Below are 16,841 nucleotides of genomic sequence, written 5' to 3'. Positions count from 1 at the left end.
GCCTGACGGGTGCGCGGTTAGGGTCGAGAGCATGCGTATCGACCTGAGCGGGCGGACCGCCCTCGTGACCGGATCCACCCAGGGCATCGGCCTCGCCATCGCGGCGGGCCTGGCGCAGGCGGGGGCGCGGGTGGGGATCAACGGCCGATCGGAGGACCGCGTCACGGCAGCCATCACCTCTCTGCGCGAGCAGGTCCCCGGGGCGGACCTGATCCCCGTCGTCGCGGACGTCACCGTCGAGGTCGAGGCCGAGCACGCGATCTCCGAACTCGGCCCCGTCGACGTCCTGGTCAACAACCTGGGCGTGTTCGGCGCCGAGGATCCGCTCGAGGTCACCGACGACGAGTGGCGCCGCTACTTCGACGTGAACGTCCTTGCGGCGGTGCGTCTCACGCGCCTGGTACTGCCGGACATGATGGACCGTGGGTGGGGCCGAGTGCTCAACATCGCGAGCGACTCCGCCATCGTCATCCCGGCCGAGATGATCCACTACGGCGTGTCCAAGACGGCGCTCTTGGGCGTCTCGCGAGGGTTCGCCAAGGCGGCCGCCGGGACGGGCGTCACGGTCAATTCGGTGATCGCCGGGCCCACGCACACCGGCGGCGTCAAGGACTTCGTCTACCAGCTGGTGGACACGGACCTGCCGTGGGACGAGGCGCAGCGCGAGTTCATGCGCCTGCACCGCCCGCAGTCCCTCATCCAGCGGCTCATCGAGCCGGAGGAGATCGCCAACATGGTGGTCTACCTCAGCTCACCGCTCGCCTCCGCGACCACGGGCGGGGCCGTCCGAGTGGACGGCGGCTACGTGGACTCGATCCTGCCCTGACGGACGGACGGGCGGGACGACTCCGTCGGCCACCGGCTCAGGCGAGTTCGATGAGCTCCTGGTACTCCGCGTTCCAGTGGTCCTCAGTGCCGTCGGGCAGCAGGATGACGCGCTCGGGGTTCAGCGCCTCTGCGGCGCCCGGGTCGTGCGTCACGAGGACTACGGCGCCCTCGTAGGAACGCAGCGCCTCGAGCACCTGCTCGCGGCTCACCGGGTCCAGGTTGTTCGTCGGCTCGTCGAGCAGCAGGACGTTCGCAGCGGAGGAGACGAGACCCGCCAGAGCGAGGCGCGTCTTCTCACCGCCGGACAGCGTGCCCGCGGGCTGCTCGAGCTGCGGCCCCGTGAACATGAACGCGCCGAGCAGACCTCGCAGGTCCTGCTCCCCCGCGTCCGGCGACGCGTGCCGGATGTTGTCCCACACGGACGCCTCGTCGTCGAGAGTGTCGTGCTCCTGCGCGAAGTAGCCGATCTTGAGACCGCGGCCCGGCTCGAGTCCGCCCGTGTCCGGCGTCTCGACGCCCGCGAGCAGCTTGAGCAGGGTCGTCTTGCCCGCGCCGTTGAGGCCCAGCACGACGACGCGGGAGCCCTTGTCGATCGCGAAGTCGACGCCGGTGAAGATCTCGAGCGAGCCGTAGGTCTTGGTGAGGTTCTTGACCATGAGCGGCGTCTTGCTGCAGGGAGCCGGGGCGGGGAACTTGATCCGCGCGGTCTTGTCCTCGACGCGCACGTCGTCCAGCTCGGCCATCATGCGCTCGGCGCGGCGCAGCATGTTCTGCGCCGCCACGGCCTTGGTCGCCTTGGCGCCCATCTTCGCGGCCTGCACGCGGAGGGCACCGGCCTTCTTCTCGGCGTTGGCGCGCTCGCGACGACGACGCTGCTCGTCGGTGGCACGGGCGTCGATGTACTTCTTCCAGCCCATGTTGTAAACGTCCGCCTCGCCGCGCACGGCGTCGAGGAACCAGACGCGGTTGACCACGTCGTTGAGCAGGTCCACGTCGTGGCTGATCACGATGAGCCCGCCGTCGTGGTTCTGGAGGAAGGTGCGCAGCCAGCCGATCGAGTCGGCGTCGAGGTGGTTGGTGGGCTCGTCGAGCAGCAGAGTGGTGTCGGACTTGCCGCCGGAACCGTCGGACGCCGCGAACAGGATGCGCGCCAGCTCCACACGGCGGCGCTGGCCGCCCGAGAGGGTGCGCAGCGGCTGCTCCAACACCCGCTCGGGGAGCGCGAGGCTGTTGCAGATCCGCGCCGCCTCGGACTCGGCGGCGTAGCCGCCCAGCGACGAGAAGCGCTCCTCGAGGTTGCCGTACTTACGCACCGCGGTGTCCAGCTCGTCGCCGACGAGTTCGGCCATCCGGACCTGCTGCTTCGCCATCTGCGCGACGATCTGATCGAGCCCGCGTGCCGAGAGCACCCGGTCCTTGGCGAGCACGTCGAGGTCGCCCTCGCGGGGATCCTGCGGCAGGTAGCCCACATCACCGGAGGAGATGATCCGGCCGGCGTAGGGCTCGCCCTCGCCGGCGAGGATGCGCATCGTGGTCGTCTTGCCGGCGCCGTTGCGGCCGACGAGGCCGATCCGGTCCCCGGCCTGCACGCGCAACCGGTCGCCGGGTGCGGTCAGCAGGGTGCGGACGCCGGCGCGCACTTCGAGATCGGTCGCGGTAATCACAACGGTCCAGCTTACCGGTCCGGGGGTCCGATTCTCACCTCCGATTCGCTGCCGTGACCGCGCTCACTCCTCGTCGGTGGTCTGTTCCCGCACGATGAGCCGCAACGACCGATCACCCTTTGCTTCGTAGAGCGCCCGGTCCGCGTCGGCGACCACCCGGGCGAGCTCGTCGGCGGCGAGCGGCCCGCGCACCACCACGCCCGCGCTACCCACGATCGCGGGCGGCGCACCGTCGGAGACGAGGGCCCGCAGCCGGTCGACGAGCGCTCCGGTCTCGGCCCGGGAGGGACGCACCGCCACGACGAGGAACTCGTCGCCACCCATCCTGGCGACGAGCGCTTCGGGCAGACCGCCACGCAGCGTGCGCCCGACCTCCACGAGCCGTTGATCGCCGGCCAGGTGACCGTGCCGGTCGTTGTACTGCTTGAACCCATCGAGGTCCACCATCGCCACGAACGCGGCGCCGTGCGGCCTCCGCGCGAGCACCCGGAGGGCGGCCTGCAACCCGAACCGGTTGTAGACGCCGGTGAGCGGGTCGCGGTTGCGTTCGGTGACGACCACGCCGATGCCGCGTCGACCGAACTCCACCACGAACTGGACCATCATCGGCAACGCGAAGACGATGGCCAGAGCGGGAGCGAGCGTGGCGTAGAGCTCGCCGAGTGCGGCCCCGTCGACCACCATCGTCGTGACGGTGGTGGCCACCACGGCGACAACGGACAACAGGCAGTGCAGCAGCAGGATTCGCCAGCCCAGAAGGAACGCCGTGAGCATCGCCAGCATGCCCAGGTAGGTGGTGCCGCTGACGCGGCCGATACCCGACTGCGCGAGGCAGCCCGCGAACAGGCACACGTCCGCGACCGCGACGAACCTGATGGCATCGCGGGCCGTCGGGCGACGCAGTCGGAGCCACCACACGCCGAGCACGGCGCTGGCACTGGACGACACGACGAAGACCGCCATCGCGAGTGGTGTGCTGGGGCGGGCCGTCGAGAACAGGACACCGATGCACAGCGGAACCATCATCAGCGCTAGCCCGCCGACCGCGGCCCGGAGCGCCAATCCTCCGCCCTGGACCCTGAGCCAGGACGATGCCGCGGCGTACTCCGCGGTCCCCGCCCGCCGCCACGCCTCGCGGTCGGACAGCCCGCGCACCACCGACCGGAGCAACGCTCGCGCGGTCATGCATCTCCCCGAACGCGGTCGGAGCGCCGTACGACGACGGCGTCCGTCGCACTGCGCTTCGCCGCGTACAACGCCTCGTCGGCGGACGTTGCGATCGCATCGAGCCGGTCGCTGTCGCGGATCGGTGCGAGCACGATCCCCATGCTGGCCGGGATCCCCGGCGCTGCGGGGCCGTCCGTCCGCCGTCGGACGAGATCCCGGAGCCGTTCGACCGTGCGCTCGGCAGCAGCCATGTCGGATCGGAGGGCGAAGACGCCGAACTCATCCCCACCGTTGCGCGCGACGAACAGGTGCGGCACCGACTTCAGCCGTGCGGCGACCGCACTCAGCAGTTCGTCACCGGCGAAGTGCCCGTGGCTGTCGTTGAAGAGCTTGAATTCGTCGAGGTCCAATGCGCCCACCACGAACACTCCGCCGGGCTCACCGTGCCGATCGATCGCGCGACGGACGGCGAAGCCCATGCCGCGCCGGTTGTAGACACCCGTCAGGCTGTCGATGTACCACTCGCGGGATACCCGTGTCATCCCTGCCCGGCCGACCTCGACGACCACCTGAATGACGACGGGCAGTCCGACGACGGTCGTGATCGCGGGGGTGGTGTACACGTACAGATCGAGCAGTGTCCGCTCGTCGAAAGCGATCGCGAACGCGGTGAGTCCACTGATGAGCAACAGCGCATACACGCAATGCACCAACAGCAGCCGCCAGCCGAGGAAGAAGGCCGCGAACAGCCCGAGCATGGCGAGGTGGATCGATCCACAGATGCGCGCTGTGGGGTCGGACAGCACCGACACGCCGACCCCGAGGAGCAGATCCGCGAAGAAGAGGAACCTGATCGCCTGCCGGGCAGTCGGCCAACTCCCCCTCAACCACTGCAGTCCCAACCCGAATCCCAGGAGCGCCGCGCTCAGCTGGACGGTCCGCGCGACGGTACCGTGCGGGCCCATCGGGTTGAACTGCATGACCATGCCCAGCGGCAACATCATCATCGCCAGGGACGCGACCGCGATCCGCAACGGACCGGTACCGCGGACGAAGCCGATCGCCTCCGTGGCGAAGGCGAACTCCGCCATTCCGGCCGTCCGCCATTTCGGCACATCGGTCAGCTCGCGCCACGCGGATCGAGCGAGTGGGCGCCGCGTCGTCCGTCGTCGGACGGCGCTCCTCGGCCCGGTGGTGTCAGCGGCCAGTGCGGACCCCTTCGGCCAGTTCCGCGGTCAGCGACCGCACCGCGTCGAGGGACTGTCCCGCAGCGCTGACCAGGGCGGAGCCGACGATGACCGCGTCGGAGTAGGCGGCGATCTCCGCCGCCTGCTCCCGCGAGCGCACGCCGAGGCCCACGCCGACGGGGATGTCCGACACGGCCCGCACCCGTGCCACGAGTTCCGGTGCGACATTGTCGACGGCGTCCCGCGCACCCGTGACGCCCATCGTCGAGGCGACGTAGAGGAAGCCCGACGACGCGTCGGCCGTCATCGCGAGCCGCTCCGGGGTGGACGACGGCGCGACCAGGAAGATCTTGTCGAGACCGTACCGATCGGCGGCCGCGATCCACTCCTCGGCCTCCTCCGGGATGAGATTCGGCGTGATCAGCCCCTTGCCGCCCGCCGCGGCGAGGTCGCGGGCGAAGGCCTCGACGCCGTACTTGAGCACGGGGTTCCAGTACGCCATCACGACCGGCGCGGCGCCCGCGCCGGCGACCGCCTCCGCGTAGGCGAAGATGTCGCGCACTCTGATGCCGCCGCGCAACGCGTCGTCGGCGGCGCGCTGGATGACGGGGCCGTCCATCACGGGATCACTGTAGGCGACACCCAGCTCCACGATGTCTGCGCCGGACTCCGCCATGGCGACCACCGTGTCGATGCCACCCTGCTTGGACGGGTACCCGCAGGGCAGATAGGTCACCAGTGCCGCGCGGTTGTCCGCGCGGCATTGCTCGAAGACCGGTGCCAGTGCGCTCACTTGTTCTCCCCCTCGAACTCCGCGTTGCGCAGCTCCGTGTTCAGGTCCGCGCCGATCACCTTCTGGCCCACGACCTCACCTTGGTCATCGAGCAGGCCGAACCACTTCCCGGCGGTGTCGACGTCCTTGTCGCCGCGGCCGGACAGGTTGACCACGATCACCGCGCCGGGGCCCAGCTCGCGCCCCAGTTCGAGTGCGCCCGCGACGGCGTGCGCCGACTCGATCGCGGGGATGATCCCCTCGGTGCGGCACAGCAGGGCGAACGCGTCCATCGCCTGGGTGTCGGTGATCGGGACGTACTCGGCGCGGCCGTCCTCCTTGAGCTGCGCGTGCTCCGGGCCGACGCCCGGGTAGTCCAGCCCGGCCGAGATCGAGTGCGACTCGATGGTCTGGCCGTCCTCGTCCTGCAGCAGGTACGAGTAGGCGCCCTGGAAGGCGCCGGGGCTGCCGCCGGTGAAGGTCGCGGCGTGCCGGCCGGTCTCGACGCCGTCGCCGGCGGCCTCGCAGCCGACGAGCCGGACCCCCGCGTCGGCGATGAACGGGTGGAAGATGCCGATCGCGTTCGACCCTCCGCCCACGCAGGCGACGACGGCGTCGGGCAGGCGGCCGGCGGCGTCGAGGACCTGCGCGCGCGCCTCCATGCCGACGATGCGCTGCAGGTCGCGGACCATCAGCGGGAACGGGTGCGGGCCCGCCGCGGTGCCGAAGCAGTAGTACGTGGTGTCGGCGTTGCTCACCCAGTCGCGCAACGCCTCGTTGATCGCGTCCTTCAGCGACGCCGAACCCGACGCCACCGCGATCACCTCGGCGCCGAGCAACCGCATCCGCGCCACGTTGAGCGCCTGCCGGTCCGTGTCGACCTTGCCCATGTAGACGACGCACTCGATCCCGAGCAGCGCGCACGCGGTGGCGGTCGCGACGCCGTGTTGGCCCGCACCGGTCTCAGCGATCACCCGCGGCTTGCCCATGCGCTTGGCGAGCAGCACCTGTCCGAGCACGTTGTTGATCTTGTGGCTGCCGGTGTGATTGAGATCCTCGCGCTTGAGGTAGAGCTGCGCCCCGCCCGCGTGCTCGTTCAGACGCACGCACGGGTACAGCGGCGACGGCCGGCCGGTGTACTGCCGCTGCAGGCGGTCCAGCTCGTCGAGGAAGCCGTCGTCGCTGCGGACCTTTTCGAACTCGGCGGTGACCTCCTCGATCACGGCCATCAGCGCTTCGGGCACGTGCCTGCCGCCCCAGGCGCCCCAATGACCGGTCCCGTCGGGCTCGTAGGCCGATCGCTGGGACAGTCCGGTACTCGCTTCTGGGAGGCTCACATCCACGATTATCCTCGACCCGTCAAAGAGGAATCACGGCGACGCCAACCATTCCGCGAATCCCTCTGCCCGACGAATGTTTCCGGGCATGACCACAACCCTCGGCCACGTCCTCGACGATCCCGCCGGGCGTCTCTGTACGGCGCGCACGCCCGCTTCCGGGTCGGCGACGGCGCCGTCGTCCGGTACCGGCCCGACGTCGCCCGGTTCGTCGGCCACCCGCCGCAGCCGACCGCCGCGGACTACGCCGCGCTGGCCCGACTCGCGCTCCCCGACACCCCGGTCGCCCTCCGCGGCGTGCGGGGACCACTCCCCGCTGGCTGGCGGGTCGCCGAAGAAGTCCCCCTCGTGCAGTACGACGGTGCCGCCCTCACCACCGCGCCCGACGACGAGGCCGAGGTCCTCGGCCCGCGGAACGCCGACGAGATCCTCGATCTCGTCACGCGCACGCGTCCCGGTCCGTTCGAACGGCGCACCGTCGAACTGGGGCTCTACCTGGGCCTGCGGGACGACTCCGGCCGCCTGATCGCGCTCGCCGGGGAGCGCCTGCGCCCACCCGGATGGACCGAGATCAGCGCGGTGTGCACGGATCCCGCCCACCGCGGCCGGGGCCTCGCGTCCCGGCTGGTCCGGGCCGTCGGGCACCACATCCGGGCCCGCGGCGACGTCCCCTTCCTCCACACGTCGGCCGAGAACACCGGCGCCCGCGCAGTGTACGAGGGCCTCGGTTTCCGCCTGCGCGCCGCGATCCCCCTGCGACTCGCCTTGCCGCCCACCCCCGAACCGACCGGAGCGTCATGACCCTCGCCCTCACAAGGCCCCAGCCGGCCACCGCCGATCCCGAACTCGCGGAGCTCGCCGGACTCCCCGTGCGGCACCGCGTCCAGTGGGGCCGGTGGCTCGCGGTCGCCGTCGCCGTCGTCCTGCTCGCGCAGCTCGTGACCTCGGCGATCACCAACCCCCGCTACGACTGGCCCACCTTCGGCGCCTACCTCTTCAGCCCCACGATCCTCGAGGCGCTCTGGTTCACGGTGCAGCTCACCGTGATCGGTGCCGTTCTCGGATTCCTCCTGGGCGGCCTGCTCGCGCTCGCCCGGCTGTCCGGCAACCAGGTTCTCGCCGCCTTCAGCTTCGGCTTCATCTGGCTATTCCGGTCCATCCCGCTGCTGGTCCAGGTCCTGTTCTGGGGCTACCTCGGGGCGCTGTACCCGACGATCGGTCTCGGCATCCCGTTCGGGCCGACATTCGTCGACTCCGCCACCAAGGACCTGCTGACGCCGTACACCGCGGCGGTGATCGGCATCGTCCTGCACCAGGCCGCGTACGGCTCGGAGATCGTCCGGGCGGGCATCCTCGGGGTCTCCGCCGGCCAGCACGACGCCGCCCGGGCGCTCGGGATCCCGCCGGCCGCGCACCTGCTGCGGATCACCCTGCCCCAGGCGCTCCGGACGATCGTCCCGCCCGCCGCGAACGAGGTGATCGGCCTGATCAAGGGCACGACGGTGGTCTTCATCCTCGCCCTGCCCGATCTCTTCTACCAGGTCCAGGTGATCTACGGCCGCAACGGACGGATCATCCCGCTGCTGCTCGTCGCGGTCGCCTGGTACGCGCTGCTCACCACCGTCCTCTCGATCGGCCAGCACTACCTGGAGAAGCGCCTCGCCCGCGGGTACGGGGCCACCTCATCCGCGAAGAAGAAGGAGAAGTCCGCATGACCGCCACCGTCCCGTCCCCGCGCCTGGAGGCCGTGGGCCTGACCAAACGCTTCGGCCACGACGAGGTCCTCCGCGGGGTGGACCTGACCATCGCGCCCGGCGAGGTGGTCTCGATCATCGGGCCGTCCGGGTCCGGCAAGTCGACGCTGCTGCGCCTGCTCAACCACCTGGAGGAGCCGACCTCCGGGGTCGTCCGGGTCGACGGTGACCTCATCGGGGTCCGGCGCCGCGGCGACCATCTGGTCGCGCTGCGCGAGCGCGAGCTGCGCCGCCAGCGCGCCCGGATCGGCTTTGTCTTCCAGCAGTTCAACCTCTTCCCCCACCTCACGGCTGCGGAGAACGTCGCCCACCCGCAACGCCTCACGCTCGGGCGGAGCCGCCCGCACGCCGCGGAGCGCGCTCGGGAACTACTCGATCGGGTGGGCCTGGGCGCGCACAGCGACCACTACCCTGGGCAACTCTCCGGCGGGCAGCAGCAGCGGGTCGCCATCGCGCGCACCCTCGCCCTCGACCCGGAGCTGATCCTCTTCGACGAGCCCACCTCGGCGCTCGATCCGGAGCTGGTCGGCGAGGTGAACGCCGTGATCGCCGAACTCGCCGCCGAGGGCCGGACGCTCGTCGTCGTCACCCACGAGCTGGCCTTCGCCCGCCGCATCTCCGACCGGATCGTCTTCCTCGACCGCGGCCGCGTAGTCGCCGTCGGGTCGCCCACCGCCGTGCTCGACCGCCCCGCCACCGACCGCACCCGCACCTTCCTCGCCCATTGGACCGCCAAGGAGACCGCATGACCACCCGGACGCCCCTTCGACATCGCCTGCCCGCCCTCGCCGCGGCCCTCGCCCTCGCAGGCTCGGTCCTGGCGGGCTGCGGCGGAGCGACCACGGAGTCGACGACCGCGAGCGTGACCGGCGCCGCGGGCCAGCACCTCAACCTGACGAGCAAGCAGAACCGCATCGTCCCGGCGAAGGACGAGGCCGCGGCCGCCCTGCTCCCCCAGGCGATCCGCGACCGCGGCACCCTCCGCGTGGCCCACGGATCGGGCGCGGGCAACGCGCCGTTCTACTTCCCCGCGACCGACGACGAGCGCGTGTTCATCGGCGACGAGTCGGACATCGCCCACCTCATCGCGGGCTCGTTGGGCCTGAAGATCGAAGAGTCCAACACCTCGTGGGAGGGCCTGTTCCTGGGCATCGACAGCGGACAGTTCGACCTCGGCGTCTCGAACATCACCGTCACCGAGGCGCGCAAGCAGAAGTACGATTTCGCGACCTACCGCAAGGACGACCTGGCAGTCGAGGTCCTCGAGACCTCGACGTTCGTCTTCGCCGGTGGGGACTCGTTCTCGGGAAAGACCGTGTCCGTCAGCTCGGGGACCAACCAGGAGCGCATCCTGCAGCGCTATGACGCCGACCTGCGCGCCGCCGGCAAGCCTGGCATCACCATCAAGAACTACCAGGACAGCACCGGCATCTACGCCGCGCTCGCCTCCGGCCAGATCGACGCCCACTTCGGCCCCAACCCCGTCTCGGCGTTCCACGTCGCGCAGACCAAGGGCACGCCCGGCGCGACGAAGATCGTCGGCCAGGTGTCCGGCGCGGGCTCGACGCTGCAGGGCCTCATCGGCGCGACGACGAAGAAGGACAGCGGCATCATCCGAGCCGTGCAGGCCGCCCTCGAGTCGACGATCCGCAGCGGCGACTACCTGAAGGTGCTGCGGCGCTGGGGCCTCGAGGCCGAGGCCGTGCCCACCTCGGAGATCAACCCGCCGGGGCTGCCGATCACCGACAAGTGAGGCCTCGACCCCACACCGCCGTCAGCTCGCAGCGGGTTCGGCCGCGACGCCCGTCGTCGCGGTCGGACTCGTCGCGCGGGCGACGAACTTGAACCGGTCCCCCCGGTAGACGCTGCGCGTCCACTCGAGGGCCACACCGTCCACTCCACGCCCCAGCCGGTGGACCATGAGCATCGGGTGCCCTGTCGGTACCGCCAACAGCTCCGCCTCGTCCGGCGACGCGAGCGCCGTCTCCACCGTGTCCTCCACCGCCGCGATCTCCCGCGAGTAGTGCACGCGCAGCGCCTCGTACAGCGAGGCTCCGTCCTCCGCCAAACGCCCCGCGAGCCCGCGCAGCGGTCCGCGCAGGTGAGCGATCTCGATCGCGAGCGGCTCGTCGTCGACGATGCGCAGCCGCGTCACCCGGTACACGCGCGCCCCGCGCGACAGCTCGAGCGCCGCCTGCGTCTCCGCGTCCGCCGGGACGTGGTCGCACGCCAGGACCCGGGAGTCGACCGTCTTGCCGTCGACACCGACGTCCTCGCTCAACGAGGTCAGTTGACGCACGCGCACCACCTTCGGCGGCGCGACGTACGTTCCGCTGCCGTGCTCGCGGCGCAGCACCCCTTCCGCGGACAGCTCGGCGAGGGCTTTTCGGAGCGTGGTGCGGGAGACCCCGAGGTCCTCCGCAAGCCGGCGCTCGGCCGGCAGCGTGTCTCCGTGCCCCAATTCGCCGATCCGGCGTTGCAGTTCCAACTTCGCGCGGAAATAGCGGGGCGGCTCGGCGTGCCTCGTGCGAGGGATCGTCATGTGCTCCACATTACCCCTTGACGGTAGAAGTGGTCTATGCCACTCTTGATCAACCGCAAGTGGTGTAGACCACTTGGCCGGACCTCAAGGAGAGAGCATGAGCAGTAAGCAGGCTGCCAAGTCGAGCGCAGTCCTCGTCGGCGTCGCGGCAGCGAGCCTCGGCGTCATCTACGGATACGACACGTCGAACATCGCCGCGGCGAAGGACTTCATCGCCACGGACTTCCATCTCGGGGACACTGCCACGCAGGCGCTGGTCACCGTGGTCATCGTCGGCGAGATCCTCGGTGCCATCGTCGGCGGCTGGTTCGCCAACCGAGTGGGCCGCAAGAAGGCGATGGTCTCGGTCGCCGCCGGCTACACCGTGTTCGCTCTGCTCGGGGCGCTGTCGCCGTGGCTCGTGACCCTGTACGCGGCCCGGTTCCTCCTCGGACTGACCGTCGGCATTTCGGTGGTGGTCGTGCCGGTCTTCGTGGCGGAATCAGCACCGGCGAAACGGCGCGGCGCGATGCTCGTGACCTACCAGTTCGCCACCATCTTCGGCATCATCCTGGGTTACGTCTTCGGCTTCCTGCTCGCCGACAAGCAGCACGCGTGGCAGTGGATGCTCGGGATCGCGGCCGTCCCCGCGATTCTGGTCGGCCTGGTCCTGCTCCGTCTGCCCGACACCGCTCGCTGGTACATGACCCGCGGCCGCGAAGCGGAGGCACGCACCACCCTCGCCGCCGTCGAGCCCACGGCCTCCCCCGCGGAGATCGACGCCGAGATCGCCGAGATGCGCGCGCAGCTGTCGGACGAGTCCGGCGGCAAGCTCAGCCAACTGTTCCGCCAGCCGTATCTGCGGGCCACCTTCTTCGTCGTCGTCCTCGGCTTCTTCATCCAGATCACCGGTATCAACGCGATCATCAATTACAGCCCGGACATCTTCAAGTCGATGGGCTTCACGGACAACTTCGGCACGTACATGCTGCCCGCGTTCGTACAGCTCTTCGGCCTCCTCGCCGTGATCATCTCGATCTTCACCATCGACCGGTTCGGCCGTCGCCCGATCCTGCTGGGCGGCATCGGCACGATGATTCTCGCGTTCGTCGTGATGATCACCGCGTACCAGATGGCGGACGGACACTTCGAGACGCATAAGACCGCGAGCGTGGTGGGCTTCGCCGGCCTCGTGCTCGTGACGATCGGCTTCTCGTTCGGCTTCGGCTCACTCGTCTGGGTGTATGCCGGCGAGGCCTTCCCCGCCCGCCTGCGCGCCTACGGTTCGTCGGCCATGCTCACCTCCGACCTGGTCGCGAACGCGATCGTCGCCCAGCTCACCCTGACGATGCTGCACAGCAAGCTGCTCGGCGGCACCGGCACCTTCGCGGTGTTCGGCGTCATGTCGGTCCTCGCGTTCCTGTTCGTGCTCAAGTTCGCCCCGGAGACCAAGGGCCGCAAGCTCGAGGACATCCAGCACTACTGGGAGAACGGCGGCAGGTGGCCGACCACGACCGGTGAGCCGGGCGCCGGACAGGCGGAGGTCGCGGTCAAGTGAACACCGCGGTGATCGGCCTCGACATCGGAGGCTCGAAGACACAGGCCGTCCGCGCGGAGAACGGCGTGGTCGTGGCCGAGGCCCTCGCGGGGAGCGCGAACATCGCGTCCGTGGGCCAGGCCGAGGCCGGTCGCCAACTCGACATCGCGCTCGCCCGACTCGGCGTCGAAGACGTGGGCGCCGTGTGCGCCGGCGCCGCCGGCGTGGAGACCCCGGCGGGAGCGGCGACGCTGACCCGGCTCCTCGCGGACCGCATTCCCGGTGCCCGCGTCCGCGTGGTGCACGACAGTCAGCTGATCCTCGCCGCGGCGGGCGTCCGCGACGGCATCGCGGTGATCTCCGGTACGGGCGCCGTCGCGTGGGGCCGAGCGGACGACAGGCACGCCCGCGCCGGCGGCTGGGGCTATCTGCTCGGGGACGAGGGCAGCGGCTACTGGGTGGCCAAGGAGGCGGTGCGGCGCACTCTCATCCGGATCGACCGGGAGGAGCCCGCGGACCACCTGGGCCAGCAACTCGCTGCCGACTGTGGCCTGCAGGACACCGACGAACTGCTCGACCACTTCTACGCGCAGCCCGAACGTCGCTACTGGGCCGGACGCGCCCGGGTGGTCTTCGAGCTGGCGCAGTCCGGGGACCCCGTCAGCACGGACATCGTGGACCAGGCGGCGATCGCCCTCACCGACATCGCGCTGTCGGTCGCGGATCGCATCGGCTCGGCGGGCCCCGTCGTCCTGGCGGGCGGCCTCGCGGTGCACCAGCCCGCGTTGCAGCGCCGCGTCCGGCATCACCTGGGGATGCGGGGTGTGTCCGACCTGCGCGTGCTCACCGTCGACCCGGTGCGCGGCGCGATCCAGATCGCCCTGCGCGAGCTCGAGCGCCGCAACTCCGCGAAGGCGTGAGTGCGTGCGGCCGCCCGCGTCAGCGCATCACCGCGCGGGGCGCGGGCAGCTCGGGTGCGAGCCCGCGGTGACGAGGTCGGCGACCGCGGTCCGCGGATCGCCGGCCGTCACCAGCCCTTCGCCGACCAGCACGCCGTCAGCGCCCTGGCCCGCGTAGGTGAGGAGATCATGGCTGTCGCGCACGCCCGACTCGGCGATCTTGATCACCGAGGAGGGCAGGCCGGGCGCGATGCGACCGAAGGTCTCGGGATCGACGTCGAGGGACTTGAGGTTCCGGGCGTTGACGCCGATCACGGTGGCGCCCGCCTCGAGCGCGCGGTCGGCCTCGTCCTCCGTGTGCACCTCGACGAGGGCCGTCATGCCGAGCGACTCCACGCGGTCGAGCAGCGACACGAGCACGGGCTGCTCCAGCGCCGCGACGATCAGCAGCACCAGATCCGCACCGTGGGCGCGAGCCTCGTGGATCTGATACGGGCAGACGATGAAGTCCTTGCGCAGCACCGGGATCCGAACCCGATCGCGCACCGCGTCGAGATCGGCCAGCGAGCCCTTGAACCGGCGCTCCTCCGTGAGCACGCTGATCGCACGCGCACCCCCGGCCTCGTACTCCGATGCCAGCGCGGCGGGGTTCGCGATGCCCGCGAGCTCGCCCTTCGACGGGCTCGCCCGCTTGACCTCCGCGATGACCGCGATCCCGGGTGCGCGCAGCGCGGCGGTGGCGTCGAGCGCCGGCGCCGCGGCCTTTGCGGCCGCCTTCACGGCGGCGAGGTCGAGGAGCGCTTCACGGGCCGCCACGTCCGCGCGCACACCCTCGATGATCGAGTCGAGAACAGTGGGTGATGTCACGGCAGCGGGCCTTTCGTGGAGCGTGCAGCGTGCTCCAAGGTTAGCCCTCCGTCCGCGGGCGGTCGGGCGCGACCCCCTCGCGCGAGGACCGATCGACCCGAGCCGCCTCGGCGTCGCTCGTGGTCGTCGGGTCCTCGCCGCCGTCGAGGGCGTCCCAGAGGTCCCGCTCCGACGTCTCCCCGTCCGCAGCATCGTCGAAGACGCGCTGCTCCAGCTGAGCGCGACGAGCCGCGGGCGAGACGTACTGCGACCCCATCCCGCCGGCACGGAGGCCGCGCACCAGCAGGGCCGCGGCGACGACGGCGAGGACAGCTGCGACCAGCGCGACCGACGGGCCCGCCGTGGCCCTCGCGACCGCGGAGACGTAGTCCTTGTTCCCCATCACGGTGTCGGCGCGCAGGATCTTCTCCAGGTATCCGATGTCGGGCTCCTGGGTGAGCACCGTCAGCGCGGGGTACGCCGTGCCGATCGCGGCCGCCGCGACGATCAACGCCACCAGCGCCCGAGCCCAGGTCTTGAGCGCCAGCCCGGCCGCGATGGCCGCGAGGAAGACCAGCCACAGCGCTGACAGCGCGGGCGCCCAGGTATGTCCGGCGACCTCCATCGATCGCGCTGCCGACAGCCCGTCCGCCAGGGTGACACCCATCCACGACATCCGGCCCGAGCCCCACGCGGCGCACGCGGCGCCGGCCAGGAGAAGGGCGACCAGTGCCAGGTTCCGTTTCGACGTCATCGTGTCTCCTCCGAGACCGCGCGCATGGTGTTCGCCGCCGCCACCGCCTTGAGGGCGGCGAGCGCCTTGTTGCGCGACTCGTTGTACTCGTACTCGCCCACCGAGTCGGCGACGACGCCGCCACCCGCCTGCACGTACGCGGTCCCGTCCTTGAGGACCGCGGTGCGAATGGCGATCGCGGTGTCCGCGTCGCCGGCGAAGTCGAGGTAGCCGACGATGCCGCCGTAGAGGCCGCGGCGCGTGATCTCGGCCTCGTCGATGAGCTCCATGGCCCGGACCTTGGGCGCCCCGGTGAGGGTGCCCGCCGGGAAGCACGCCGCGACGGCGTCGAGGGCCTGCTTGCCCTCCGCGAGGTCACCGGAGACGGTCGAGACCAGGTGCATCACGTGGCTGTACCGCTCGATCCGACGGTAGTCGGTGACCCGGACGGTGCCCGGCGTGCAGACCCGGCCGAGGTCGTTGCGGCCGAGGTCGACGAGCATCAGGTGCTCGCTGTTCTCCTTCTCGTCGGCCCGGAGGTCCTTCTCCAGCAGCAGGTCCTCCTCCGCGGTCGCACCGCGCCAGCGGGTGCCCGCGATCGGATGCGTGGTGGCGACACCGTCGGACACCGTGACCAGCGCCTCCGGACTCGACCCGACGATGGAGAAGGCGAGCGAGCCGTCCGGCGCCGGGACCTGCACGAGGTACATGTACGGGCTCGGGTTCGAGGCGCGCAGCACGCGGTAGACGTCGATCGGGTCGGCGTCCGAGGGCACGGAGAAGCGCTGCGAGGGCACCACCTGAAACGCCTCACCGGCCTCGATGTCGCCGACGAGCTTCTCGACGATCGCGCTGTACTCGAGCACGGTCCGCTGCGCCGTCACCTCGGGCTCGGGCCGGGTGAACGACGCGACCGACGAGGCCAGGGGCGCCGCGAGCGCCGCCTCCATGGCGTCGAGGCGCCGGACCGCGTCCGCGTACGCCTCGTCGACCCGGTCGGCCGAGCCGTCCCAGTTCACCGCGTTGGCGATGAGCGTGATCGTGCCCTCGTGGTGGTCGATCGCGGCGAGGTCGGTCGCGAGCAGCCACACCATCTCGGGCAGGTGCAGGTCGTCGACGGTGGTGTCGGGCAGCCGCTCCAGGCGCCGCACCGCGTCGTAGGCGAGGTAGCCGACCATGCCGCCGTTGAGCGGTGGCAGTCCCTCGATCCGCTCGGAGCTCAGGAGCCGTAGCACCTCACCGAGGGCCTCGATCGGATCGCCGCCCGACGGTGCGCCGGCCGGCGCCTTTCCGATCCAGGTGGCGGCACCGTCGACGACGGTGAGCGCGGACGGCGCCGGAGCCCCGACGAACGACCATCGGCTCCAGGACTGACCCGCGGCGGCGGACTCCAGCAGGAAGGTGCCGGGGCGGCCCCCGGCGAGCTTGCGGTACGCCGACAACGGAGTCTCGGCGTCGGCGAGGACCGTACGGGTCACGGGCACCACGCGGTGCCGGTCCGCGAGCGCGCGGAACTCGTCCGCGCTGGTGGTCGCTCCGTCGGGCTGCAGGTTCGGCTGCTGTGCGGTACTCATCGCCTGCCAGTATCCCAGCGCC

The 16,841-nt window shown here is 70.9% G+C and carries 16 protein-coding genes; 7 read left to right on the top strand and 9 right to left on the bottom strand.

Translation table 11 applies throughout. The annotated features are described in order from the left end of the window. The first annotated feature begins 31 nt into the window (after nucleotides 1-31). Nucleotides 32-826 carry an SDR family oxidoreductase gene (locus ABZX10_RS07935; protein WP_355536898.1) on the top strand — a complete coding sequence of 265 codons (795 nt, stop codon included), beginning with the start codon at nucleotides 32-34 and terminating at the stop codon, nucleotides 824-826. Between the two features lie 37 nt (nucleotides 827-863). Here ABZX10_RS07935 and ABZX10_RS07930 read toward each other — a convergent pair whose 3' ends face one another. The 5 genes from ABZX10_RS07930 to trpB form a co-directional block, all read right to left on the bottom strand. After that, nucleotides 864-2,492, bottom strand: a complete 1,629-nt coding sequence (locus ABZX10_RS07930; RefSeq protein WP_355536895.1) for an ABC-F family ATP-binding cassette domain-containing protein — start codon at nucleotides 2,490-2,492, stop codon at nucleotides 864-866. A 63-nt stretch (nucleotides 2,493-2,555) separates the two neighbouring features. Next, complete coding sequence (locus ABZX10_RS07925; RefSeq protein ID WP_355536892.1) at nucleotides 2,556-3,677, bottom strand: GGDEF domain-containing protein; 1,122 nt, start codon at nucleotides 3,675-3,677, stop codon at nucleotides 2,556-2,558. Next, nucleotides 3,674-4,750, bottom strand: coding sequence for a GGDEF domain-containing protein (locus ABZX10_RS07920; protein WP_355536889.1), 1,077 nt, complete (start codon nucleotides 4,748-4,750; stop codon nucleotides 3,674-3,676). Before ABZX10_RS07920 ends, ABZX10_RS07925 begins: the two co-directional genes overlap by 4 nt. Nucleotides 4,751-4,856: 106 nt before the next feature. After that, nucleotides 4,857-5,639 carry a tryptophan synthase subunit alpha gene (gene trpA / locus ABZX10_RS07915; RefSeq protein WP_355536886.1) on the bottom strand — a complete coding sequence of 261 codons (783 nt, stop codon included), beginning with the start codon at nucleotides 5,637-5,639 and terminating at the stop codon, nucleotides 4,857-4,859. Next, nucleotides 5,636-6,964, bottom strand: coding sequence for a tryptophan synthase subunit beta (gene trpB / locus ABZX10_RS07910; RefSeq protein ID WP_355537507.1), 1,329 nt, complete (start codon nucleotides 6,962-6,964; stop codon nucleotides 5,636-5,638). The genes trpA and trpB overlap by 4 nt, the downstream gene beginning before the upstream one ends. A gap of 339 nt (nucleotides 6,965-7,303) precedes the next feature. Here trpB and ABZX10_RS07905 point away from each other — a divergent pair, with 339 nt between their 5' ends. From ABZX10_RS07905 to ABZX10_RS07890, 4 genes are read left to right on the top strand one after another with little or no spacing between them, the layout of a single operon-like run. Next, the gene (locus tag ABZX10_RS07905; protein WP_355536883.1) at nucleotides 7,304-7,756 is read left to right on the top strand and encodes a GNAT family N-acetyltransferase; all 453 of its coding nucleotides are present in this window, start codon (nucleotides 7,304-7,306) and stop codon (nucleotides 7,754-7,756) included. Continuing rightward, a complete protein-coding gene (locus ABZX10_RS07900) occupies nucleotides 7,753-8,670 on the top strand; it encodes an amino acid ABC transporter permease (RefSeq protein WP_355536879.1) in 918 nt (305 codons plus the stop codon). Before ABZX10_RS07905 ends, ABZX10_RS07900 begins: the two co-directional genes overlap by 4 nt. After that, entirely contained in the window at nucleotides 8,667-9,458 is a 792-nt protein-coding gene (locus tag ABZX10_RS07895) for an amino acid ABC transporter ATP-binding protein (RefSeq protein WP_355536876.1), read from the top strand. Before ABZX10_RS07900 ends, ABZX10_RS07895 begins: the two co-directional genes overlap by 4 nt. After that, nucleotides 9,455-10,462 carry a transporter substrate-binding domain-containing protein gene (locus ABZX10_RS07890; protein WP_355536873.1) on the top strand — a complete coding sequence of 336 codons (1,008 nt, stop codon included), beginning with the start codon at nucleotides 9,455-9,457 and terminating at the stop codon, nucleotides 10,460-10,462. The genes ABZX10_RS07895 and ABZX10_RS07890 overlap by 4 nt, the downstream gene beginning before the upstream one ends. A gap of 21 nt (nucleotides 10,463-10,483) precedes the next feature. Here ABZX10_RS07890 and ABZX10_RS07885 read toward each other — a convergent pair whose 3' ends face one another. After that, a complete protein-coding gene (locus tag ABZX10_RS07885) occupies nucleotides 10,484-11,251 on the bottom strand; it encodes a GntR family transcriptional regulator (RefSeq protein WP_355536870.1) in 768 nt (255 codons plus the stop codon). A gap of 97 nt (nucleotides 11,252-11,348) precedes the next feature. Between ABZX10_RS07885 and ABZX10_RS07880 the strand changes: the two genes are divergently transcribed. Further along, a complete protein-coding gene (locus ABZX10_RS07880) occupies nucleotides 11,349-12,788 on the top strand; it encodes a sugar porter family MFS transporter (protein WP_355536867.1) in 1,440 nt (479 codons plus the stop codon). Continuing rightward, nucleotides 12,785-13,687 carry a BadF/BadG/BcrA/BcrD ATPase family protein gene (locus ABZX10_RS07875; protein ID WP_355536864.1) on the top strand — a complete coding sequence of 301 codons (903 nt, stop codon included), beginning with the start codon at nucleotides 12,785-12,787 and terminating at the stop codon, nucleotides 13,685-13,687. The genes ABZX10_RS07880 and ABZX10_RS07875 overlap by 4 nt, the downstream gene beginning before the upstream one ends. A gap of 27 nt (nucleotides 13,688-13,714) precedes the next feature. Here the strand turns inward: ABZX10_RS07875 and trpC are convergent, their stop codons facing one another. From trpC to ABZX10_RS07860, 3 genes are read right to left on the bottom strand one after another with little or no spacing between them, the layout of a single operon-like run. Then, nucleotides 13,715-14,533, bottom strand: coding sequence for an indole-3-glycerol phosphate synthase TrpC (gene trpC, locus ABZX10_RS07870; RefSeq protein ID WP_355536861.1), 819 nt, complete (start codon nucleotides 14,531-14,533; stop codon nucleotides 13,715-13,717). 40 nt (nucleotides 14,534-14,573) lie between these two features. Beyond that, complete coding sequence (locus ABZX10_RS07865) at nucleotides 14,574-15,266, bottom strand: TIGR02234 family membrane protein (RefSeq protein WP_355536858.1); 693 nt, start codon at nucleotides 15,264-15,266, stop codon at nucleotides 14,574-14,576. Beyond that, nucleotides 15,263-16,819, bottom strand: a complete 1,557-nt coding sequence (locus tag ABZX10_RS07860) for an anthranilate synthase component I (protein WP_355537504.1) — start codon at nucleotides 16,817-16,819, stop codon at nucleotides 15,263-15,265. Before ABZX10_RS07860 ends, ABZX10_RS07865 begins: the two co-directional genes overlap by 4 nt. Nucleotides 16,820-16,841 lie beyond the last annotated feature (22 nt).

The organism is Tsukamurella sp. NPDC003166, from assembly GCF_040611135.1.
In the GTDB taxonomy this organism is placed as follows: domain Bacteria; phylum Actinomycetota; class Actinomycetes; order Mycobacteriales; family Mycobacteriaceae; genus Tsukamurella.
This window is presented reverse-complemented; position numbering and strand designations above follow the sequence as displayed.

Coding starts and splice junctions, on each gene's coding strand:
- ABZX10_RS07935 (WP_355536898.1), top strand. CDS start 32: ATGCGTATCGACCTGAGCGGGCGGACCGCCCTCGTGACCGGATCCACC.
- ABZX10_RS07925 (WP_355536892.1), bottom strand. CDS start 3,677: ATGACCGCGCGAGCGTTGCTCCGGTCGGTGGTGCGCGGGCTGTCCGAC.
- ABZX10_RS07920 (WP_355536889.1), bottom strand. CDS start 4,750: ATGGCGGAGTTCGCCTTCGCCACGGAGGCGATCGGCTTCGTCCGCGGT.
- ABZX10_RS07900 (WP_355536879.1), top strand. CDS start 7,753: ATGACCCTCGCCCTCACAAGGCCCCAGCCGGCCACCGCCGATCCCGAA.
- ABZX10_RS07895 (WP_355536876.1), top strand. CDS start 8,667: ATGACCGCCACCGTCCCGTCCCCGCGCCTGGAGGCCGTGGGCCTGACC.
- ABZX10_RS07890 (WP_355536873.1), top strand. CDS start 9,455: ATGACCACCCGGACGCCCCTTCGACATCGCCTGCCCGCCCTCGCCGCG.
- ABZX10_RS07885 (WP_355536870.1), bottom strand. CDS start 11,251: ATGACGATCCCTCGCACGAGGCACGCCGAGCCGCCCCGCTATTTCCGC.
- ABZX10_RS07880 (WP_355536867.1), top strand. CDS start 11,349: ATGAGCAGTAAGCAGGCTGCCAAGTCGAGCGCAGTCCTCGTCGGCGTC.
- ABZX10_RS07865 (WP_355536858.1), bottom strand. CDS start 15,266: ATGACGTCGAAACGGAACCTGGCACTGGTCGCCCTTCTCCTGGCCGGC.
- ABZX10_RS07860 (WP_355537504.1), bottom strand. CDS start 16,819: ATGAGTACCGCACAGCAGCCGAACCTGCAGCCCGACGGAGCGACCACC.